This window comes from Tropicimonas sp. S265A (assembly GCF_049800835.1).
Classification (GTDB): Bacteria; Pseudomonadota; Alphaproteobacteria; order Rhodobacterales; family Rhodobacteraceae; genus Dinoroseobacter.
In genome coordinates this window covers 546,682-567,259 of sequence record NZ_JBNAFU010000001.1, presented here as the reverse complement: position 1 = coordinate 567,259, position 20,578 = coordinate 546,682, and the positions used below count along the sequence as shown (strand labels likewise).

The 20,578-nt window shown below is 65.6% G+C and carries 19 protein-coding genes and 1 tRNA gene; 6 read left to right on the top strand and 14 right to left on the bottom strand.

Translation table 11 applies throughout. From position 1 onward, the window contains the following. Window positions 1-105 precede the first annotated feature (105 nt). Window positions 106-1,506 carry a glutamate--tRNA ligase gene (gltX, locus tag ACP15N_RS02805; protein ID WP_425090693.1) on the bottom strand — a complete coding sequence of 467 codons (1,401 nt, stop codon included), beginning with the start codon at window positions 1,504-1,506 and terminating at the stop codon, window positions 106-108. 115 nt (window positions 1,507-1,621) lie between these two features. On the opposite strand from gltX, the gene ACP15N_RS02800 reads away from it, so the two are divergent. Beyond that, entirely contained in the window at window positions 1,622-3,715 is a 2,094-nt protein-coding gene (locus ACP15N_RS02800) for a ComEC/Rec2 family competence protein (protein WP_425090692.1), read from the top strand. Here ACP15N_RS02800 and lexA read toward each other — a convergent pair. The 6 genes from lexA to ACP15N_RS02770 all read right to left on the bottom strand — a co-directional run bounded on the left by lexA (window position 3,712) and on the right by ACP15N_RS02770 (window position 8,657). Next, on the bottom strand, window positions 3,712-4,404 hold the full coding sequence (gene lexA, locus ACP15N_RS02795) for a transcriptional repressor LexA (protein ID WP_425090691.1): 693 nt from the start codon (window positions 4,402-4,404) through the stop codon (window positions 3,712-3,714). The two genes, ACP15N_RS02800 and lexA, sit on opposite strands and share 4 nt — an antisense overlap. Window positions 4,405-4,581: 177 nt before the next feature. Further along, window positions 4,582-5,766, bottom strand: a complete 1,185-nt coding sequence (gene glp / locus ACP15N_RS02790; RefSeq protein WP_425091597.1) for a gephyrin-like molybdotransferase Glp — start codon at window positions 5,764-5,766, stop codon at window positions 4,582-4,584. A 5-nt stretch (window positions 5,767-5,771) separates the two neighbouring features. Further along, window positions 5,772-6,248, bottom strand: a complete 477-nt coding sequence (gene moaC / locus ACP15N_RS02785; RefSeq protein WP_425090690.1) for a cyclic pyranopterin monophosphate synthase MoaC — start codon at window positions 6,246-6,248, stop codon at window positions 5,772-5,774. Beyond that, window positions 6,245-7,060 (bottom strand): indole-3-glycerol phosphate synthase TrpC, encoded by an 816-nt coding sequence (trpC, locus tag ACP15N_RS02780; RefSeq protein WP_425090689.1) that lies wholly within the window; start codon window positions 7,058-7,060, stop codon window positions 6,245-6,247. The genes moaC and trpC overlap by 4 nt, the downstream gene beginning before the upstream one ends. Continuing rightward, window positions 7,057-8,079: an anthranilate phosphoribosyltransferase gene (gene trpD / locus ACP15N_RS02775; RefSeq protein ID WP_425090688.1), complete on the bottom strand. Its 1,023-nt coding sequence runs from the start codon at window positions 8,077-8,079 to the stop codon at window positions 7,057-7,059. The genes trpC and trpD overlap by 4 nt, the downstream gene beginning before the upstream one ends. Beyond that, window positions 8,076-8,657, bottom strand: a complete 582-nt coding sequence (locus ACP15N_RS02770; RefSeq protein WP_425090687.1) for an anthranilate synthase component II — start codon at window positions 8,655-8,657, stop codon at window positions 8,076-8,078. Before ACP15N_RS02770 ends, trpD begins: the two co-directional genes overlap by 4 nt. Window positions 8,658-8,909: 252 nt before the next feature. On the opposite strand from ACP15N_RS02770, the gene ACP15N_RS02765 reads away from it, so the two are divergent. After that, window positions 8,910-10,868: a divergent polysaccharide deacetylase family protein gene (locus ACP15N_RS02765; RefSeq protein WP_425090686.1), complete on the top strand. Its 1,959-nt coding sequence runs from the start codon at window positions 8,910-8,912 to the stop codon at window positions 10,866-10,868. 64 nt (window positions 10,869-10,932) lie between these two features. Here the strand turns inward: ACP15N_RS02765 and trpE are convergent, their stop codons facing one another. The 7 genes from trpE to fabI all read right to left on the bottom strand — a co-directional run bounded on the left by trpE (window position 10,933) and on the right by fabI (window position 18,209). After that, a complete protein-coding gene (gene trpE, locus ACP15N_RS02760; RefSeq protein WP_425090685.1) occupies window positions 10,933-12,450 on the bottom strand; it encodes an anthranilate synthase component I in 1,518 nt (505 codons plus the stop codon). A gap of 16 nt (window positions 12,451-12,466) precedes the next feature. After that, window positions 12,467-14,308 carry a SurA N-terminal domain-containing protein gene (locus tag ACP15N_RS02755; protein ID WP_425090684.1) on the bottom strand — a complete coding sequence of 614 codons (1,842 nt, stop codon included), beginning with the start codon at window positions 14,306-14,308 and terminating at the stop codon, window positions 12,467-12,469. 84 nt (window positions 14,309-14,392) lie between these two features. After that, on the bottom strand, window positions 14,393-15,568 hold the full coding sequence (locus ACP15N_RS02750) for an aminotransferase (RefSeq protein WP_425090683.1): 1,176 nt from the start codon (window positions 15,566-15,568) through the stop codon (window positions 14,393-14,395). A gap of 6 nt (window positions 15,569-15,574) precedes the next feature. Then, window positions 15,575-16,078, bottom strand: a complete 504-nt coding sequence (gene gpt, locus ACP15N_RS02745; protein WP_425090682.1) for a xanthine phosphoribosyltransferase — start codon at window positions 16,076-16,078, stop codon at window positions 15,575-15,577. 86 nt (window positions 16,079-16,164) lie between these two features. Next, entirely contained in the window at window positions 16,165-16,776 is a 612-nt protein-coding gene (locus tag ACP15N_RS02740; protein WP_425090681.1) for a LysE family translocator, read from the bottom strand. Further along, the gene (locus ACP15N_RS02735; protein ID WP_425090680.1) at window positions 16,773-17,384 is read right to left on the bottom strand and encodes a LysE family translocator; all 612 of its coding nucleotides are present in this window, start codon (window positions 17,382-17,384) and stop codon (window positions 16,773-16,775) included. Before ACP15N_RS02735 ends, ACP15N_RS02740 begins: the two co-directional genes overlap by 4 nt. 6 nt (window positions 17,385-17,390) lie before the next feature. Further along, window positions 17,391-18,209: an enoyl-ACP reductase FabI gene (gene fabI, locus ACP15N_RS02730; protein ID WP_425090679.1), complete on the bottom strand. Its 819-nt coding sequence runs from the start codon at window positions 18,207-18,209 to the stop codon at window positions 17,391-17,393. A 108-nt stretch (window positions 18,210-18,317) separates the two neighbouring features. On the opposite strand from fabI, the gene pdxH reads away from it, so the two are divergent. From pdxH to ACP15N_RS02710, 4 genes are all read left to right on the top strand, one after another. Further along, on the top strand, window positions 18,318-18,923 hold the full coding sequence (gene pdxH / locus ACP15N_RS02725) for a pyridoxamine 5'-phosphate oxidase (protein WP_425090678.1): 606 nt from the start codon (window positions 18,318-18,320) through the stop codon (window positions 18,921-18,923). A gap of 144 nt (window positions 18,924-19,067) precedes the next feature. Next, window positions 19,068-19,577, top strand: coding sequence for a cold-shock protein (locus ACP15N_RS02720; protein WP_425090677.1), 510 nt, complete (start codon window positions 19,068-19,070; stop codon window positions 19,575-19,577). Then, a complete protein-coding gene (locus ACP15N_RS02715; protein ID WP_425090676.1) occupies window positions 19,574-20,047 on the top strand; it encodes a DUF192 domain-containing protein in 474 nt (157 codons plus the stop codon). Before ACP15N_RS02720 ends, ACP15N_RS02715 begins: the two co-directional genes overlap by 4 nt. A 51-nt stretch (window positions 20,048-20,098) precedes the next feature. After that, window positions 20,099-20,175, top strand: a tRNA-Pro gene (locus ACP15N_RS02710). Window positions 20,176-20,578: the final 403 nt, after the last annotated feature.

The following is a 20,578-nucleotide window of genomic DNA, read 5'->3' as shown; positions in this document are numbered from 1 at the left end:
TTTGTAACCGAGGCGCGGAAAGGTCCGGGCCGGGCGTGGCATGTCGGTCTTGCGACCGGTTAATCCGGGTGCACGAGGGTCATGCGCTGGCAGGCACCGGATCCCTCATGCCGCTGCGTCACCAAGCCGGGCGAGGGTTTCCTCGCGGCCCAGAACGAGCATCATGTCGTATACGCTGGGGGTCACCGACCGCCCCGCCAAAGCTGCACGCAGAGGCCCGGCCAGTTTGCCGAATTTCAGGGATTTCGCCTCCCCGAAAGCAGCCATGGCGGCCTCCAATGCGTCGCGCGTCCAGCTAACATCTTGCAGGTGCGGCGTCAATTCTGCCAGTATACCACGGGATACATCATCCAGCTGTTTTGCCGCCTTCTCATCCGGGGCAATTGGCCGCGTGGCTAAGATAAACTCTGCTTTTTCAAGGAGTTCAGGGAAATTTTTTGCCCGCTCCTTGAGGCAATACATCGCACGCGACAAACCCTCCACCTGCGCGTCCGACAACGGGTCCTGTCCTGCGGCCGCCAAATATCCTGCCGCACCTGCGACAAGATCATTATCCGCGGCTGCCGCGATATGCTGACCAGACAGGTTTTCGAGCTTTTTGGTGTCGAACCGGGCGGGGGATTTGCCGATTCCCGGCAGATCGAACCAGTCCAGCGCCTGCTCGGTGGTGAAATACTCGTCATCCCCATGGCTCCAGCCGAGCCGCGCAAGGTAATTGCGCATCGCCGCCGCTGGATACCCCATCGCCTCGTACTGTTCGACCCCCAGCGCGCCGTGCCGTTTCGACAGTTTCTTGCCGTCCGGCCCGTGGATCAGCGGGATATGCGCATAAACCGGTACATCCCAGCCCATCGCGTCGTAGATCATCATCTGCCGGGCGGCGTTGTTCAGATGGTCATCGCCGCGGATCACGTGGGTCACGCCCATGTCGTGGTCATCGACCACCACCGCCAGCATGTAGACCGGGGTGCCGTCTGACCGCAGCAGCACCATGTCATCAAGCTGGTCATTGCGAATGCGCACCTCGCCCTGCACCTCGTCGCGGATGATCGTCTCTCCGTCCTGCGGGGCCTTGATGCGCACCACGAACGGGGCATCGGGATGGGTGGCCGGGTCCGCATCCCGCCAGGGGGAACGGAACAGGGTGGATCGACCCTCCGCCCGCGCGGCCTCGCGGAAGGCCGTGATCTCCTCCTGGGGGGAGAAACACTTGTACGCCTTGCCAGCGTCCAGCAGCGTGTGGGCCACCTCCGCATGGCGGTCTACGCGTGCGACCTGGCTGATTGCATCGCCATCCCAGTCCAGTCCCAGCCATTGCAGGCCCTGAAAAATCGCGGCCGTGGCCTCGGGCGTGGACCGCGCGCGGTCGGTATCCTCGATCCGCAGCAGGAACTTTCCGCCGCGGCCGCGTGCGTAGAGCCAGTTGAACAGCGCCGTGCGCGCTCCGCCGATGTGCAGATAACCGGTGGGCGAGGGGGCAAAGCGGGTGACGATCGGATCGGACATCAAGGGGCTCCTGTCGGTCTGCTGCGGCGCGGCGCATCTTGCGGGCGTTAACCCTTCAGCAACCAAGGTTTCGATAAGGTTGAGGCTCTGTAGCCAACCCGCTGGGACAGGACAAGTGACGCTCATTGTCGACCTGCGCCGGGCGCTGTTTCCCTGGCTGCCCGTTCTGCTGGGGGTGGGGGCGCTGGCGTATTTCATCGCTCCGGCAGAGCCGCCGCCCTGGGCGGTGCCCGGATTGCTGGTGCTTGGCGGCATGGGCGTCGTTTTCGGGCTGGGCGGGCCGTGGCGCGCGCGCCCTGTGGCACTGTTCATCGGGATGCTTGCCTTGGGGTATGGGCTTGCCGCCGAACGCACCGCGCGGCTGGCCGCTCCGGTGCTCGAATACCGGTATTATGGCCCGGTCGAAGGCCGACTGGTCGAGATCGACCGCTCCTACGGCGGGGCGTTGCGCCTGACCCTCGATCGGGTGCGGCTGGAAAACACGGCCCCCCACCGGACGCCGCACCGCGTGCGGCTCTCGTTGCACGGTGATCAGGGGTTTGTTTCGTTCGAGCCGGGACAGCAGGTGATGACCACCGCGCACCTGTCACCGCCCGCCGCCCCGGCGGAACCTGGCGGGTTTGATTTTCGCCGCCACGCGTGGTTCGAGCGTCTGGGCGCGGTTGGCTACACGCGTGTGCCGGTGCTGCTCTGGGCCGAGCCCGAACGCACGGGGCTCGCGCTCAAGATCTACCGGTTCCGGCTTGCGCTCAGTGCTGGCATCCAGGCGCGTATCCCGAGCCAGCCAGGGGCGTTTGCCGCCGCGATCCTGACAGGGGACCGCGCCGGGATCGATAGCGCGCGTGTAGAGGATTTGCGCGCGACGAACCTTGCGCACCTTCTGGCCATTTCCGGTCTGCATATGGGGCTTTTGACCGGCACGATGTTCCTGATCCTGCGCACCGGCATCGCGGCGATCCCGTGGCTCGCCCTACGGGTGCCGGAGAAGAAAGTCGCCGCAGTGGGCGCGCTGATCGCCGCGGCCAGCTATCTGGTCATATCAGGCGCGGCGGTCGCCACTGAACGCGCCTTCATCATGGTTGCGATGATGCTCATCGCGGTGCTGGTGGATCGGCGCGCCATCTCCTTGCGCTCCGTGGCCTGGGCGGCGTTGATCGTGCTGATGATGCGCCCCGAGGCAGTGATGGGGCCGGGTTTCCAGATGTCCTTCGCCGCCACCACGGCACTGGTTGTGGCGTATAACGCGCTGCGAGACTGGCCGCCGTGGCAGGCGGTGCCCAGATGGGCGCGCGGACCGGTGTCATTGCTCTTTACGTCGTTCGTCGCGGGGGCCGCGACGGCGCCGATTGCGGCGGCGACGTTCAACATTATCGCGCATTACGGGCTGATCGCGAACCTCGCTTCGGTGTCGGTGATGGGCATGGTGGTGATGCCGGGGGCGATTTTCGCGCTGTTCCTGTTGCCCTTCGGTCTGGACTGGGTGCCGCTCATGGCGACGGAGTACGGGATCCGCTGGATCCTCTGGGTCGCCAGCACCATCGCCGGGTGGGAGGGGGCCGTGGGCCGTGTCCCGCGCCCGCAGGGCTGGGTGCTGGGCCTGATCCTCGGCGGTGGCATTCTCGCAGCACTCGGCCCCTGGCGCGCGGTGCGCATCGCCGGGCTGGCCCCTGCAGCACTGGCGCTGGCGCTGTGGACGCAGGTGGAGCGTCCCGCCCTGCTGGTCACGGAAACCGGCGGATTACTGGGCCTCCTGACGCCCGAGGGGCGTGTCCTGTCCCGCCCGCGCGGCGATGGCTTCTCTGCCCGGGTCTGGCTGGAAAACGATGGCGACGGCGTAGACCAGGCCGCCGCAGCCGCCCGCGCCGGGCTGGTCATCGACGGGATGGAGACGGTGCTCGATCTGGACGGCACGCGCATCGTGCAGTTGCGCGGCAAGACCGGGCTGGCCCGCTACACCGACGTGTGCGCGCAGGCCGATCTGGTGATCCTGAACAAAGCCGTGGACCGGCGCGGGGCCTGCCAAACCTTCGACATCCGCGACTTGCGCAAGACCGGCGCGCTGGCGCTTGCCAAGAACGATGGGGTCCTGACCATAGAAAAAGCGCGCGCCGACGATGGCACGCGCCTTTGGACTGGCGGGGCCGGGCGCGACAGCCCGGTCAGCCTGATGGTGCAAATCTTCGGGCGTGCCGCGCAGGCCGCCCCTTAGTAGGACCGGATCAACCCGACTAGCTTGCCCTGAACCTTGACCTGATCTGCCGGGAAAACACGCGTCTCGTAGGCCGGGTTCGCGGCCTCAAGCGCTATCGCATTGCCGCGTTTGCGCAAGGTCTTGAGCGTGGCCTCGTGCCCTTCGACCAGGGCCACGACGATGTCGCCGCTGTCAGCCACGCCGGTTTCGCGGATCACGACGATGTCGCCATCATTGATCCCGGCATTGATCATCGAGTCGCCCTTGACCTCCAGCGCGTAGTGCTCGGCATCCTGCCGCATCATCGTGCCGGGCACGGCGACGTGGTGCGACACTTCGGAAATCGCCTCGATCGGCGTGCCGGCAGCGATCCGGCCCATCACCGGCAATTCGACCGCGTTGAGGGCATCGACAGGCAGTGCGCCCTTGGGCGGGTCCGCCTTGTCCCCGGCAATCACCTTGGGCTGGAACCCTCCGGGCTTGTTGGCCAGTGCGTCGGGCAGCTTCACGATTTCCAGCGCGCGCGCCTTGTGTGCCAGCCGTCGGATGAACCCACGTTCCTCCAGCGCCGTAATCAGCCGGTGGATCCCGGATTTGGAGCGCAAGTCCAGCGCGTCCTTCATCTCGTCAAACGAGGGCGGCACACCATCGCGCTGCATGCGCTTGTGAATGAACTCCAGAAGTTCGATCTGCTTTTTCGTCAGCATGTCTGCTCCCTCAGCCTCATGCGGCGCCGCGATGCTGCGGCTTGTCGCTGTGGCCTGCGTGCTCACCGAGCCAAAAAGGAGTTACCAAAAGGTGAACATCGCACGCCGTTCGCGCTAAGTTCTACCCTTGTTCTCCCTTTGTGTCAACGGTTTGGAAAGGAGTCCGACCGGTGTTGGTTAAAGCGGAATGTATTCGACCTCTGAGCCGTAGGACAGCGGATCGGCATGGGGCGCACGCACCAGCAGGCAGTCCGCCCAGGACAGGACCGACAGGAGGGAGCTGTCCTGACGGCTCTCGGGATGCACCCAGACCGCGCCATCCCTCAGCTCCAGCTTGGCGCGCATGTAATGCTCGCGCTCGCTGTTCTTGCCCGCGTCAGACGCCAAGCGCCCGCGCTGGCGCGGGGCGGGTTCCGCGGGCAGGCCCTGCATGGCGCGCAGGGCAGGGACGACAAAGATCTGTCCGCAGACCATCGACGACACCGGGTTGCCCGGCAGCCCGACCAGAAGCGATCCGCCGAGCAAGCCACACATCAGCGGCTTTCCGGGCCGCATGGCCACCTTGTAGAACTCCCGCTGCAACCCCATGGAGGCCGCAACCTCGCCCACCAGATCATAGTCACCGACCGACGCGCCGCCGATGGTGATGATCACGTCCGCACCTCGTGCCAGTTCCAGCACCTGACCGAGGCTTTCGGCCGTGTCGAGCGCGATGGGCAGCATCCGCACCACCGCACCCGCGGCTTCGAACATCGCCTTCAGCCCATAGCTGTTGGACGAAACGATCTGATCCTTGTTGGGCTCCGACCCCGGCTGCACCAGTTCATCGCCGGTGGCGATGATCGCCACTTCGGGGCGGCGGTAGACCCGCAGGCTCGGCAGGTTCATGGATGCACACAGCGCAATATCGCCCGGGCGCAACCGGCGCGGCGCACTGATCGTGTCGCCCACGGTGAAATCGCTGCCCTCGGGGCGGATGTTGTCCGCATCCCCAAGCGTGTCCAGCAGGGTGATCTTGTCCCCATCGCGCTGCACATCTTCCTGGATGATCACGCGCGCGGCCCCAGCAGGCACGGGGGCACCGGTATAGATGCGCACGGCCTGACCCGCCTCGACCGTGCCCGACCAGCTGAACCCGGCGCGGGCCTCGCCCACAACCTCCAGCTCCCGTCCGGGCCGCGCGTCGTCGGCCTGAACGGCGTAGCCATCCATTGCGGAGGCATCGAAAGGTGGCTGGCGACGCTTGGCGACCGCGTCTTCGGCCAGCACCCGCCCGGCACAATCGGCCAGCGCCACGTCTTCGACCTGCAAGGGCGAAACGAGTTTGAACAGCGCGTCCAGCGCCTCTGAAACGGGGGTCAACGTGCTCATTCCGCCTCGTACTTTCCTGATTTTCCGCCATCCTTGAAGATCAGCCGCGTGTCGGTCAGGCGCATGCCCTTGTCGACGGCCTTGACCATGTCATAGAGCGTCAGCTGCGCGATGGTAACAGCGGTCAGGGCTTCCATCTCAACCCCCGTCTGACCCGAGGTCTTCACGGTCGCCTCGATATGGACGCCGGGCAGGGCGTCGTCCGGGCGCAACTCCAGCGCGACCTTGGTGATCGGCAGCGGGTGACATAGCGGGATAAGCTCCGCGGTTTTCTTGCATCCCATGATCCCGGCCAGCCGTGCAACGGCCAGCACATCGCCCTTCTTCGCGCGCCCCTCCATGATCATAGTTAACGTTTCGGGCAGCATTATGACCGCGCCCCTCGCGGTGGCGATGCGGTCTGTCACCTCCTTGTCGGAAACGTCGACCATATGCGCCTCACCCTTGGCGTCGAAATGGGTCAAACCGCTCATGCCACGTCCTTTTTTCGCACCGGGTCGGCCAGCAGGGCACGGGTCGCCTGCGCCACGTCGTTCTGCCGCATCAGGCTCTCGCCGATCAGGAAGGTGCGCGCGCCGTACCCCGCAAGGTCGGCCAGTTCCGCCGGACCCGCCAGCCCGCTTTCCGCGACCACAAGCCGGTCGGGCGGAATGGTCGGAGCCAGCGTGCGCGTGGTATCGAGCGAGGTCTCGAACGTCTTGAGGTTACGGTTGTTGATCCCGATCAACTCGGACTTCAGCAGCAACGCGCGCTCCAGTTCCTCGGCGTCATGCACCTCGATCAGCGCGTCCATGCCCCAGCCATAGGCGGCGTCCTCCAGCTCAAGCGCCTGCGCATCCGACACGCTCGCCATGATGATCAGGATGCAATCGGCACCCCAGGCGCGCGCCTCGGCGACTTGATAGGGGTCGTACATGAAATCCTTGCGCAGGGCGGGCAGGGCGCAGGCACCGCGCGCCGCGACCAGATACTCCGGTGCGCCCTGAAAGGACGGCGTGTCCGTCAGGACCGACAGGCACGTCGCGCCGCCGGCCTCGTAGGCCTCGGCGATGCTGGCGGGACCGAAATCCGCGCGGATCAACCCCTTGGAGGGGGAGGCTTTCTTGACCTCCGCAATCAGCCCATAGCCCGTATCAGACGCGGCACGCAGCGCCTTGGCGAACCCGCGCAGGGGCGGGGCATCCTTGGCGGCGGCCTCCACCTCGGCCAGCGGGCGGGCGGCCTTGGCAGTAGCCACCTCTTCCAGCTTATAGGCCTTGATCTTGTCGAGGATCGTCTCGCTCATGCCGCGGCCTCCGTTGTCAGTTGCGCCAGCGCCTGAACCTTGCCCCTCGCCGCGCCACTGTCAATCGAAGTGGCGGCCATGTCCGCGCCCGTGCGCAGATCCTCCGTCGCCCCGGCAACCACCAGCGCAGCGGCGGCGTTGAGCAGGACCGCATCGCGATAGGCCGAGGGCGCACCGTCCAGCAGGGCGGCAAACGCGCGCCCGTTTTCCTCGGGCGTGCCGCCGAGGATATCCTCGAACGGATGCACGGGCAGGCCTGCCTCTTCGGGGTGCACCTCGCGCATCGTGACCGCTCCGTTTTCCAACGCCGCCACCCACGACACGCCGGTAATCGTCAACTCGTCGGTCCCGTCCGACCCGTGCACCAGCCACGCCACATCCGAGCCAAGCGCCTTGAGCGTCTCCGCCATCGGTCCGATCAGATCGCGCGAGAACGCGCCGGTCAGTTGGCGTTTCACCCCCGCCGGATTGGTGAGCGGCCCGAGGATGTTGAAGATCGTCCGCGTGCCAAGCTCCGCCCGCGTCGGCATCACGTGCTTGATCGCGGGGTGGTGCATCGGGGCCATCATGAACCCGATCCCGACCTCCGCCAATGCGCATTCCACCACCTGCGCGCCAACCATCACGTTGATGCCCATCTGCCCCAGTGCGTCCGCCGCCCCGGATTTCGAACTCAGGTTGCGATTGCCGTGCTTGGCCACCGGCACGCCCGCACCGGCCACGACGAACGCCGTCGCGGTGGAGATGTTGAGCGTGCCCTTGCCGTCACCCCCGGTGCCCACGATGTCCATCGCCCCCTCCGGCGCGGTCACGGCGTTGCACTTCGCGCGCATCACGGCTGCTGCTGCGGCGTACTCCTCGACCGTTTCGCCGCGCGTGCGCAGCGCCATCAGGAACCCGCCCATCTGGCTCGGCGTAGCTTCGCCCTCGAACAGGGCGGCGAATGCCGTCTCTGCCTCCGCCCGCGTCAACGGACGATCGGCCGCCGCTCCGATCAACGGCTTCAAAGCGTCGCTCATGCGGCCTCCGGTACGATATCGAGGAAATTTTGCAGCATCTTGTGCCCGTGTTCGGACCGGATGCTTTCGGGGTGAAACTGCACACCGTGGATCGGCAGGTCACGGTGCTGCAACCCCATGATCGTGCCGTCCTCAAGCTCTGCCGTGATCTCCAGGCAGTCCGGCAGACTGTCCCGCGACACCACCAGCGAATGATACCGGGTGGCCGCAAAGGGCGAGGGGAGGCCAGCAAAGAGCCCCTTGCCGGTGTGGCTCATCTGCCCCAGCTTGCCGTGCACGATTTCCGAATGTCGAACGACCTTTCCGCCGAACGCCTGCCCGATGCTCTGGTGCCCCAGACACACCCCGATCAGGGGCGTGCGCGTTTCCGCGGCGGCTTCTGTCAGCGCCAGGCAGATGCCGGCCTGATCCGGGTCGCAAGGGCCGGGGCTCAGCATGATCGCGGATGGGCGCAGCGCCATCGCTGCCTGCACATCCAGCGCGTCGTTGCGATGCACCTGCACCTCGGCCCCCAACTCGCCCAGATAATGCACGAGGTTGTAGGTAAAACTGTCGTAGTTATCGATCAGCAGCAGCATGTCGGTTCCCGTCCCTCGTACCGTCCCTTGCCGGGTCGCTCGTCCGGCGTCATGCCGTGCACGCACCCCTCAGGGCGCGGTATAGATGCCCTCAGGCAGGCCCGGGGGTCAAGCCCTGCGGCTTTCGCGCCCCAAACCTACGCTCAACTTGGCATTTCGCGCGCGCGGGGCTTGCATAAACGCAGGTTTGCATGGGACAGTTGGCCACAGCCGGGGGCAGTTCCGGCCAAGAAGCAAAAAGAGACACAGGCAATGGGCAGAGGATTGCTTTCCGGGCTCTTCTGGGGCGGGGCGGCCAGCATGGTCGCGTTGATCGTGGCCTCGGTCTATTTTCCCATGCGTGATCTGGTCGACCGGCAGCAACAGGCTGCAGCGACCCAGCAAAACGCCCCGGCTGAGCCGACCCCGGCAACAGACCTCCCGCGGGTGTCCGAAGAGCGTGTCATCCTCGCCGATCCACCACCGCCGCCGCCCGGGGCGCAGGTGGCAGACGCGCCCCCGCCCGAACCGCAGGTGCCGGAGCCCGCGACACCCGCCCCCGAGCTTGCCGCGCGACCAGCCGATCCGACACTGCCTAGGAGTGCCCCTGCGCGCCCGCAACCGCCCTCTGTGCCCGACATGGCACAACAGGCTCCGGCCGCCTCGACGCCGGCGCGTCTGACCACGGTGCCCGATGTCGCCGCCGCCCCGGTGGAGCCGCCGCGCGGCGACCCCGGTGCGCAGGCGCGCGCGGAAACCGCCCCCCGGGTGGCGCAGGCGGCGCTGCCGTCCCCACGCGCGCCCGGTCTGTCGCCCGCACCCCGTGCCATCGCGCCCGCGCCGCCCGCCGGCGCGCCCCCCAACGCCGAGGCTGCCCCGTCGCCCGCCGTCTTGCCTGTGCCCGACGCGGCGGGCATCGCGGCAGAGCCTGTGCCGGATCAACCGGCGGCCACTCCGGTCGCCCCCGACCTGCAACTGGCCGCCTTGCCCAACCCACCCGCCGAGGTGCCCGTCCGGCCTGTCGCGCTGGGTACGCCATCCGCGCCGGGGCGCGCGCCGGTCCCTGATCTTGGCGCGATCGCCGTGCCCGCAACGCCCGTGGAAACGCCGCTGGCCGACGTGCGCGCAGCGCAAAGCGCGCCCGCGCCGGCCCCCGCTTCGCTGACCCCGTTCGATGCGCCGGACACGCGGACGGCACCCGCCCCCCCCGGATTGCGCCTTGCCGCGCTGACCCAACCCATTGTCGGGCTTCCGCCTGCGCCGCGCGCCGTTGTGCCCCAGACTCCCGGGACACCCCCGGCGCCTGCCGCGCCCGCGCCTGGCGCAACTGCGCCCGAACCTGACCCCGCGCCGGAGGACCGGTTTGCCGGGTTGCAACCGCCCACTCCCCCGGCCACCTCTCCTGGAAGCCTGCCGCGCCGCATCGTGGTGGGCGGCGGAACTGACGGGGTCTCGCGCCTCGGCGCCAATCGCGTGGGCGGGGGCACGCGGTTCCCGCAAATCGGCGTCACAGACCCCGAGGCCGCCCCGGCCGCCTCTGCCGAGGCGCCGCAGGATCTGCCCGAAGTCCCGGTCGGGGCGCTGGCGCGCAACGCCCAACCGTGGACCGGCGCAGGACCGCGCGCGGCCATCGTCCTGCAGGCCACCTCGCCCGAGCGGTCGGTGACGGATATTCTCGCCGGGATCGACGCGCCGCTGGCGGTGGCCCTGGATCCCAGTTGGCTGGAGGCCCCGCAGCGTGCGCAGGCGCTGACCGCCGCCGGGCACGAGGTGCTCATCGTGCTGACCGGTTTGCCGCCACAGCCACGCCCGCGCGACATAGACGTGGCGCTGAATTCCCATATCGCCCGCCTGCCGGAGGCCGTCGGCGTGCTGCTGCCGCCGGGCAGTCCCGTGCTGGATGATCGGGCGCTGCTTACCCAGCTGGCCGGGCGCCTCGCGGAAACCGGGCATGGTCTGATTGCCCAGCCGCGCGGGTTGAATGCGCTGGCGCAGGTCGCCCGCGCCCAGGGCACGGCGCTGGCGCCGGTGAACACGGTGCTGCCGACGCGGGTGGCTGCGGCCCAGACCGATCGTACCCTTGACCGGGCGCTCTTTGATGCATCCCGCCAGGGCACGGTGGTCGTCCTCGGCGAGACGCAGGCCGACACCCTGGTGGCCCTGCGCGACTGGGCGCGCGGCTCCGGCGGCCAACTGGCTCCGGTGTCGTCCATCCTGCTGGAGGGCAGCTAGGCGCAGCGCGTCTGTTTCTTTTGTGCAAAAATACCTGATCGCAACGGGTCGAACACGCGCGCGGTCAACCGTTGCCGCCGCCACCACCGACAAACAGTCCCGCATCCTCCGCCGCCTTGCGGATCGCCTTGGATTTGTTGACGGTCTCCTGGTACTCCGCCTCAGGATCGCTGTCGTAGACCACGCCGCCACCGGCCTGGATATACAGCGTTTCGTCCTTCAGCACGGCGGTGCGCAGCGCGATGCACATATCCATGTCCCCGTTCGCCGCGAAATACCCGACGCCGCCTCCGTAGACGCCGCGCTTTTCCGGCTCCAGCTCGTCGATGATCTCCATCGCGCGGACCTTCGGCGCGCCTGATACCGTGCCCGCGGGCAGACCGGCCAGCAGCGCCGACAGCGCGTCATGGTCGTCCGACAACTCTCCCACCACATTCGACACGATGTGCATCACGTGGGAGTAGCGTTCGATGATGAACTCCTCGGTCGGGCGCACGGTGCCGATCTTGGACACACGGCCCGTGTCGTTGCGCCCGAGATCGAGCAGCATCAGATGCTCTGCCAGTTCCTTCTGGTCGGCCAGCAGGTCCTCTTCCAGCGCCTTGTCTTCGGCGGGCGTCTTGCCGCGCGGGCGGGTGCCCGCGATGGGCCGGATCGTGACCTCGCGTCCGAAAACCCGCACGAGGATCTCGGGGCTCGCGCCGATCACCTGGAAGCCGCCGAAATTGAAAAAGAACATGAAGGGCGACGGATTGGTGCGTCGCAAACTGCGATAGAGCGCAAAGGGTGGCAGTGGAAAGTTCTGCGACCAGCGCTGTGCCGGCACCACCTGGAAAATGTCGCCCGCCTTGATATAGTCCTTGGCCTTTTCCACGGCGGCCAGATAGCCCGCATGGGTGAAGTTCGACACCGGCGCGCCGATCTCGGCGGCCTCGCCCAGATCGCGGGTCTCGCCTGCGGCCACGCGCTCCAGATCGCGCACCGCGTCCATCACGCGTTCTGCGGCCTGCGCATAGGCCGCGCGCGCCGACTGGCCCGCGCCCGCCCAGACCGGCGACACGACCGTGACCTCTCCCTTGACCCCGTCCAGAACCGCCACGACGGACGGGCGCATCAGCACCGCATCCGGCAGCCCAAGCGGGTCGGGGTTCACATCCGGCAGGTGTTCGACCAGACGGATCATGTCATAGCCCAGATAGCCGAACAGCCCTGCCGCGATGGGCGGCAACCCCTCGGGCATCTCGATCCGGCTTTCGGCGATCAGCGCGCGCAGGGCGGCCAACGGGTCCCCGGGCACGGCCTCGAACGCCTCGGGGTCGAACCGGGCGGAGCGGTTGATCCGGCTGGTCTCGCCATGGCACTGCCAGATCACGTCCGGCTTCATGCCCACAACGGAATAGCGCCCGCGCACCTCCCCGCCGGTGACCGACTCCAGCATGAAGCTGTCCTTGCGCGCGCCCGCGAGCTTCAGCATCAGCGAAACGGGCGTGTCCAGATCAGCCGCCAGCCGCGTGTAGACGACCTGGTTTTCGCCGCGCCCGTAGGCGGCCTCGAAGGCGTCGAATTCTGGGGTCAGGGCCATGGGTATCTCGGACCGGTCAGGGGAATTGCGCCTGTACCGCGTTGATCGCGGACTGGTCGATCTGGATACCGGCCTCTTCCTGAAGCGCCATCGAATACGCGTTGAAGATGTCCCGTGCGAGGCTTTCGCTCAGCCCCCGGTCAAGCACCTGCTGGACCAGCGCGGCATCCGGATCATTGGGATCCGGCCCGAGGATCGCGTCCAGCTGCACAAGCGCGATCCCGCCTTCATCCACAACCACCTCCACATCATCACGGTTCAATTCGAACACCCGGGTCACGAGCCCGATCGGCGCGTTCTCCAGGAACGCATCCCGGGTCAGCCCGTCTTCGCGCAGCAGCGTGACACCCAGATCGGAAAACACCTCTCCGCCGCGCAGCCGCTCGGCCAATGCGTCGGCTTCGGCCCGCACGGCCTGTCGTTCGGCGCGACGCTGCGCGGCCGCGGCAACCTGGTCGCGCACCTCGTCAAACGGTTGCAGGCGCGGTGCACGGGTGCCATCGACCCGCAAGGCAAACACGCCGCCGTCATCCAGTAACTCCAGCTCCGGAAAATCGCTTTCCTGCGCGGTCAACGCCACTTCCCGGAATTCCGGATAGGCCGCAGGGCCCTCGTCGGTCTCGGGCGTCATGGCGATCTGCCCAATCTCCATGCCGCTGGCCTCGGCCAGTTCCTCAAGCGTTGCTCCCCCGGCCAGCTGGTCGTCCAGTGCCTCGATCTCGGCGCTGATCGCGCGCCGCGCGGTGTCCAGCGCCAGTTCGGCCACCAGATCGTCACGCACATCCGCCAGCGCGGTCACCTGTGGCAACAGGATCGCGTTGATCTGAAACAGCGCAGGCCCCAGAGACGAGGGCAGGGGCCCGATCACGCCAGTATCCTCCGGGGCAAAGATCGCCTCCGCCAGATCATCCGATAAATCTGCAACCGCCACTTCCCCCTGATCGACATCATCCAGGGTCAGGCCGCGTTCCTCCACCAGCGCCTCGAAGGTGATCTCCCCGGCGTTGATCCGCGCCAGCGCGGCGGCAGCCTCGTCCTCGGTCGCAAAGACCAGCCGGTCCAGAACCCGGCGGGCAGGGCGGTTGAACTCGTCGCTGCGCAGGTCATACAGGCGCTGAACCTCCTCGTCGGAGGGGGCGACCTGATCCAGCATCATGTCCGGGGTCAGCAGCACATAGGTGATCTCGCGCGCCTCGGGTTCGGTGAACTCCGCCGGATTGGTCTCGTAATAGCTGCGCATCTCCGCGTCCGACACGGGCGCCACCTCGATCCCGAGCGTTGCCAGGTCAAGCGGGGCCCAAGTGAACTGCCGCCGCTCCGATATGAACTGATAAAGCCGTTCGGACTGCGCTTCGGGTGCACGAATGCCCCCCGCCACCGCGCCTTGTAACAGCGTTCGCGCCGCGTCCGCGCGGATCTGCTCCTCGAATTGAGGCGGCGACAAGCCGTTGCTTTGCAAGGAAAATTCGTAGGCATCGCGATCAAAGGTGCCGTCGATCCCGTTGAAGGTCGGGATCGCCTGAATGTCCGCCAGCACCCGCTCATCCCCGACCGACAGGCCGATGCGGTTCGCCTCGTTGTCCAGCGCGGCCTGCACCACCAGTTGCGAGAGGACCTGCCGGTCCAGTCCTATGGCGCGCGCATCTGCCATGGTCATCGCCTGACCGGTCTGCGCCGTGGTCGCCCGGATCTGGTTCTGCAAGGTGCGGGCGTAGTCATCCACGGTGATGTCCGTATCTCCGACGGATCCGATCCGCGCCATCGACCCGCCAAAGCTGGTCACGCCGAACCCTGCCAGACCAAGGATCAGCAGACCCAGAATGATGGTCATGAAAATGTTGGAGGTTTTCCCCTTCATCGCGCCCGGTTCTCCCTGAAATCCCGCGGTGATGACACGTTTAGGCGCTGGCGCGCAGGGCGGCAAGGGCCGGTTGCGTCGAACTCAGGCGCGCAGGCGCCCGAGCCGGTCTGCAAGCTCTGCAATCCCGCGCGCGTCGATATTGGCAAAGGCAAAGCGCATCTCGCGCGCGGCGGGCGCGTGGCCGTTGGGGCCAAACATCGTGCCGGGCAGCGCCAGCACCCCGATCTCGCGCACCATGCGTTGCGCCAAGGCGTCGGACGCGGTCTCGAACGGGTGGCGGGCATAGCCGAAATAGGCCCCGGAGCCCAGCAACTCCCACCCCGGCAGACGCTGGAACGCGGCCCGCAGGGCGTCCCGTCGGGCCAGGATCTCAAGCCGTTGCTCCGCCAGCCAGCTTGCCAGATGCGTCATCCCCCACAGGGCCGCGTGCTGGCCCAGTTGCGGCGCGCAAATCTGCACGGTGTCGAGGAATTTCTCCACCTGTTCCAACCGCGTGGGGCTGGTGGCCAGCGCGCCCACCCTGTGCCCGGTCAGCCGGTAGGCCTTGGAAAAGGAATAGAGGTGGATCAACGTGTCATCCCAGTCCGGATCGGCAAACAGCCCGTGCGGCGCGCCATCGGTCCCGTGAAAATCGCGGTAGGTTTCATCCACGATCAGCGCGATGCCTCGGCTGCGCGCCAGATCGCGGAACGCGGCCATCAGCGCGTCGGGGTATTCGGTACCCGTTGGGTTGTTGGGGGTGACCAACACAATTGCGCGCGTGCGGTCATCGATCAGGGCGGCGGCCGCGTCCGGGTCCGGGGTCAGGTCATCGCCCGTGGGAAGCGCGCGCGCCTCCACCCCCTGTATGCTCAGCCACATCTCGTGATTGAAATACCACGGCAACGGCAGGATCACGTTGTCACCCGCGCCGGCCAAGGTCGCGGCGACAGCGGCGAACGCCTGATTGCAGCCAGAGGTGATCGCGACCTGATCGCTGCCAACCTCTGCCCCATAGATCGCGGCAATCCGTGCGGCCAACGTGTCGCGCAGTTCAGGCAGACCCAGAACCGGACCATAGAGATGCGCCTGACCCTCCGCCATCACCGCCTCCGCCATGGCCTCACGCAGGGGCAGGGGTGGGGCCGCTGTCGGGGCCGCCTGACTGACGTTCAGCAAGGGCATGTCCGGGGGCAGGGTGGCTTCGGCCAGCCAGCGCCGCGCCTCCATCACGGGGGGCGCTTGCGTGTGGACAAGGGTCGGGTTCAGCGGGCCCATCGGGGCTCAGGCCCCGCGATAGGGGTCTACGTATTGCAGCGCCATGTCCCACGGGAAGAATATCCACGTGTCCTGACTGACGCTCGTGATGAACGTGTCCACCATCGGTTCGCCCTTCGGCTTGGCATAGACGGTGGCGAAATGGGCCTTTGGGTATTTATCGCGCACGACTTCCAGGGTGCGGCCGCTGTCCACCAGATCGTCGATGACCAGAACGCCCGTGCCGTCGCCCACCATGTCGGGGTCAGGTTCGTTCAGGATGACCGTCTCGCCTTGCGTCTGGTGGTGGTAGGACTGGACCGAAATCGTGGCGACCTGCCGGATGTCCAACTCGCGTGCGACAATCATTGCCGGGGCCATTCCACCCCGCGTGATCGCGAGGATCATCCGCCAAGCGCCCTCCGCGCCCGGGCCGCGCTTGTCCAGCCGCCACGCCAGCGCGCGGCTGTCGCGGTGGATCTGGTCCCAGCTCACATGGAAGCCCTTTTCGTGTGGCAGTTGGTCTGTCATGGCCCGAGAATCCCCGTGTTTGTATTTTGCTACGTTTTGTAAAACAGGCCTCTGGGAAGTGCCACAAAATGTACAAAACCCGATGATCAGCCAGCGGCGATGCGTATTCCGAACAGCGCGATCAACCCCCCGAACACCCGGTCGAGCAGGCGTTTGAGCCGCACGTATCCCGCCCGCGCGCGCGGCAGCGAAAAGAGCCGCGCGACCAGAATGTACCAGCCCCCCTCGACCAGAAGGACCAGTGCCAGAACGATAGCCTTCTCGGTCCACGTGATCTCGGGCGGCAGGATGCCGACGAACACAGCGCCAAAGAAAACAGGAACTTTCGGGTTTGAAAGCTGCGTCAAAAGCCCAAGGCGAAACACCTGCGCGGCCCCGTTGGGCGCGCGATCCGCGTCCAGCGGCAGCGGGTCATCCGCGTGCCGCCACATCATGTAGGCGATGAAGAGCAGGAACCCGGCGCCCGCGAATTTCAGCGCCGTAAGCAGGACCGGGGCGATCTGAAACAGGGCTGCAAGCCCCAACATCGCCGCCGCCGCCCACACCGCCGCACCCACCCCGAAGGCCAGCGCGAGGATCAGGGCATTGCGCACCCCGTCCGCCGCCGCAACACGCGTGATCACCACGAAGGACGGCCCCGGGCTGATCGCCGCCATCAGATGGATCAGCGCGATGGACGCGAACGCGGCCAGTGTCACGGCGCGCGTTCCACCAGCAACCGCACACCCAGACCGCCCAGAACCACTGCTGCAAGCCGGTCGAGATGCGATTTCGCAGACAAGTATGCCCGGCGCGCCGCAGGCCTGTTGAGTGCACTGGCAAGCAGGGAATATACAATGATTTCAACGGCAAGGTGATTGGCGGTGACCAATATGATCTGGGGTGCGCTCAGGTTGGGCGGGAAGATCACGACCAGAACCCCCGCCGAAAACAGAACCGATTTCGGATTGGCAAGGTTGATCATCAACCCGCGCCGAAACGCCTTGCCCGGTTTGACCCGTACGGCCTCTGGCAAGGGGGTCCGCGCGGCCTTCCACGTCTGGTACGCGATCCAGATCAGGTACAGCGCACCGGCGGTTTTCAGTCCGACATAGGTGGCTGGAAACAAGGTGAAGATCGTCTCGAGCCCCAGGAGCGCCATCAACGTCCACGTCGCCGCCATCACAGCCAGACCCACGCCTGTCCAGATGGCCCGTGCGCGCCCGGCGCTGATCGCAGTCTGCGTCAGAACCAGCAAGGCAGGCCCCGGGCTGGCCATCGCGACCAGAAGTGCTGCGTTGAACGCGAGAAGCTGCGCAAGCTCCATCGCGGCCTACTTGCGCCCGGTTGCAGCGTCGATATCCGGCGCGTCCACCGCCTTCATGCCCACCACGTGGTAGCCGCTGTCCACATGGTGCACCTCGCCGGTCACGGCGCGGCTCATGTCAGACAGAAGATACAGCGCGGATTGACCGACCTCGTCCTGCGTCACGGTCCGGCGCAGAGGTGCGTTATACTCGTTCCAGCGCAAAATGTAGCGGAAATCACCAATGCCACTGGCAGCGAGCGTCTTAATCGTCCCGGCACTGATTGCGTTCACACGGATCCCCTGCTTGCCGAGGTCTTCGGCCAGGTACATTACCGACGCCTCAAGCGCAGCCTTGGCCACGCCCATGACATTATAATGCGGCATCACCTTCTCGGCGCCGTAATACGTCAGCGTCAGGATCGACCCACCGTCGGGCATCAATTTCTCGGCGCGTTGGCAGACCGCTGTGAAAGAGTAGACAGAGACATCCATCGTCATGGTGAAGTTGTCGGAGGTCGTGTCGACATAACGCCCACGCAACTGGCTCTTGTCCGAGAAACCGATGGCGTGCACCACGAAATCCAGCTTGCCCCAGACCTTTTCCAGTCGCGTGAACAAAGCGTCCAGAGAAGCTGGATCTGTCACGTCACAATCGATCACCTCGGTCGAGCCGAGTTGTTCTGCCAAAGGTTCAGCCCGTTTTCGGAAAGCATCGCCCTGATAGGTCAAAGCCAGTTCCGCTCCGGCATCGGCGCAGGCTTTTGCGATACCCCAAGCGATGGATTTGTCGTTCGCAAGGCCCATGATCAGCCCGCGTTTTCCTTGCATTAGCCCCGTTGACATTTTCTGCCTCTAGTCCATTTCTCGGTCTCGCCCGTTTAGGCGAAAGCCCAAGCTGCATCAAGTGACCAGACGGCCCCACCCCGGCGGCCGCATCCGGAGACAAGACCCATGAGCGACCGTACCGGCAAATTCGCAGGCGAAGATCCCTTCGAACTGGCGCGTGCCTGGCTGGCGGAAGCAGAGGCGTCCGAGCCGAACGATCCCAACGCGATTGCTCTGTCCACCGTCGATGCAACGGGGATGCCCAATGCGCGGATGGTGCTTCTGAAGGACATCGAAGACGACGCGTTCGTGTTCTACACGAATTATGGCTCCGTGAAAGCGCAGGAAATCGAAAGCGCGGGGGCGGCGGCGTTCGTGATGCATTGGAAATCTCTGCGTCGGCAGATCCGTGTGCGGGGATTTGTAACGCGAGAGGATGGTCTGAAGGCGGATGAGTATTACAAGTCCCGCTCGCTTAAAAGCAGAATAGGGGCATGGGCCTCGCGGCAGTCGGAGCCACTGGGTAGTCGCGCGTCCCTGATGGCCGACGCGGCCCGCTTGGGGTTGGAAAAAGGGCTAAATCCGGACCGTCCGCCCTTCTGGGGCGGCTTCAGGATAACGCCGATCGAGATCGAATTCTGGGCTGATGGAGATTATCGGCTGCATGACAGATTTCGCTGGACTCGCCTAAAAGGCGAAAAATCTTGGAATATCAGCCGTTTGAATCCGTAGGGTTTGTGAGCCGTTAACGATAAGGCCCTAATCCTTAAAGTTTTTCTTGCGCGACCTCACAAAAGTTGAAACCATTGTGTAATACTTCGTTGCCCGTCGCGGCGCCTTTATTCGTTAACCCGGAACCATGCTGTGCAGAAACCTATGGCTGACAGTCCCACGATATACGGGACCGTAAAATGGTTCGACCCGAAGAAAGGGTTTGGCTTCGTCGTGGGCGAAGCTGACGGGCCGGATATCCTGCTTCATGCAAACGTACTGCGCAATTTCGGACAGAGTTCTGTTGCAGATGGGGCGCGGGTGCAGATCCGCGTTCAGGAAACGCCGCGTGGCATTCAGGCAACAGAAGTGGTCACCATCGCCCCTCCCGAAGGTGGCGAGGTTGAGGACGGGGCGGCGGATGCGCCGCAGAGTTTCGATGATCTCGACATCGTTCCGGGCCGCGTGAAGTGGTTTGACAAGGTCAAGGGCTTCGGCTTCGTGAACGCTTTCGGCGCGGGCGACGATATTTTCATTCACATGGATGTCTTGCGCCGCTGCGGGTTTGCCGATCTTCAGGCAGGCGAGGCCGTGGCCATCCGGGTCGGAGACAGCGACCGGGGTCGATTGGCTCTGGAAGTGCTCAGCTGGGACGCCGCGATCGAAGAGGAATGACGTTCCTGCGTCTCTTCGCTTTCATCTTTTTTCTGGTCTCCGCAAACGTCGCGCTTGGCGATTGCGCACCCGACCGCGTTGACCTGCGCGGTGACTGGGGGCAGGCCTCCTACGTGGTCGAGGTTGTGGATACCCCGGAAAGCCGCGGACGTGGGTTGATGTTCCGCGAAAGCCTACCAAGGCGTGCAGGCATGCTGTTCGTTTACGAACGCTCCCAGTCGGTTTCGTTCTGGATGCGCAACACGCTCATCCCGTTGGACATGATCTTCGTCGACGCGCAGGGGGTCGTGCAGCATGTGCACCAGAATGCCATCCCCCTCGACGAGACGCCGATCCCGGGCGGGGATGGGATCCTGGCGGTGCTGGAAATAAACGGCGGCCAATCGCAACGGATCGGGATCGCCCCCGGCACGGAACTGCGCCACCCGGCTTTCGGCGCGCAGGCGCGTTGGGCCTGCGCTGTCAATTAGGCGACGATTAGGGCTTTCCAAACCGAAGGCTTGGCAGTAATCAAGCGGCGTCGGGGCGTGGCGCAGTCTGGTAGCGCACCTGTTTTGGGTACAGGGGGTCGTGAGTTCGAATCTCGCCGCCCCGACCACTTCCAAGTATTTTCACCCTGGGCCCTCCCTGTAGACCTCACGGCGTACCGGCATGAGGCTGCCGCGCGAGGTTTGCGAGTCGCGCAACCACCATATGTATGGGTGTGGTCGGCAGGTGCACCACTTCATTTTGTGTTACCCACTCGTTAAGATCTATCCAATATCCGGCTTTTTCGACTTGCGCCGTGGCGATCTCACAACATTCGCCTCCGTCGAAACTCCGCACAGGCCAAGAGAATCTGGGTTAATGCACCGTCAATAGTATTTTGTCGTGCAAACGTCACAAAATGTAGTTGACCCATTAGGGCGTCCTACGCCAGATTGTGTTGGCGGAGGAGGCAAGCACCATATTTGGTGTTTCCCCGATCATACAGACGCACACACTGACCAGGCGACGACATG

Excerpts from the sequence above, each read along its gene's own strand:
- lexA (WP_425090691.1), bottom strand. The coding sequence starts at position 4,404 with ATGCTGACGAAAAAGCAGATCGAACTTCTGGAGTTCATTCACAAGCGC.
- pdxH (WP_425090678.1), top strand. The coding sequence starts at position 18,318 with ATGAGCGACCGTACCGGCAAATTCGCAGGCGAAGATCCCTTCGAACTG.
- ACP15N_RS02720 (WP_425090677.1), top strand. The coding sequence starts at position 19,068 with ATGGCTGACAGTCCCACGATATACGGGACCGTAAAATGGTTCGACCCG.
- ACP15N_RS02715 (WP_425090676.1), top strand. The coding sequence starts at position 19,574 with ATGACGTTCCTGCGTCTCTTCGCTTTCATCTTTTTTCTGGTCTCCGCA.
- ACP15N_RS02765 (WP_425090686.1), top strand. The coding sequence starts at position 8,910 with ATGGGCAGAGGATTGCTTTCCGGGCTCTTCTGGGGCGGGGCGGCCAGC.
- ACP15N_RS02735 (WP_425090680.1), bottom strand. The coding sequence starts at position 17,384 with ATGGAGCTTGCGCAGCTTCTCGCGTTCAACGCAGCACTTCTGGTCGCG.
- moaC (WP_425090690.1), bottom strand. The coding sequence starts at position 6,248 with ATGAGCGGTTTGACCCATTTCGACGCCAAGGGTGAGGCGCATATGGTC.
- ACP15N_RS02770 (WP_425090687.1), bottom strand. The coding sequence starts at position 8,657 with ATGCTGCTGCTGATCGATAACTACGACAGTTTTACCTACAACCTCGTG.
- trpC (WP_425090689.1), bottom strand. The coding sequence starts at position 7,060 with ATGAGCGAGACGATCCTCGACAAGATCAAGGCCTATAAGCTGGAAGAG.
- trpE (WP_425090685.1), bottom strand. The coding sequence starts at position 12,450 with ATGGCCCTGACCCCAGAATTCGACGCCTTCGAGGCCGCCTACGGGCGC.
- ACP15N_RS02750 (WP_425090683.1), bottom strand. The coding sequence starts at position 15,568 with ATGGGCCCGCTGAACCCGACCCTTGTCCACACGCAAGCGCCCCCCGTG.
- gpt (WP_425090682.1), bottom strand. The coding sequence starts at position 16,078 with ATGACAGACCAACTGCCACACGAAAAGGGCTTCCATGTGAGCTGGGAC.
- ACP15N_RS02755 (WP_425090684.1), bottom strand. The coding sequence starts at position 14,308 with ATGAAGGGGAAAACCTCCAACATTTTCATGACCATCATTCTGGGTCTG.
- fabI (WP_425090679.1), bottom strand. The coding sequence starts at position 18,209 with ATGTCAACGGGGCTAATGCAAGGAAAACGCGGGCTGATCATGGGCCTT.
- trpD (WP_425090688.1), bottom strand. The coding sequence starts at position 8,079 with ATGAGCGACGCTTTGAAGCCGTTGATCGGAGCGGCGGCCGATCGTCCG.
- gltX (WP_425090693.1), bottom strand. The coding sequence starts at position 1,506 with ATGTCCGATCCGATCGTCACCCGCTTTGCCCCCTCGCCCACCGGTTAT.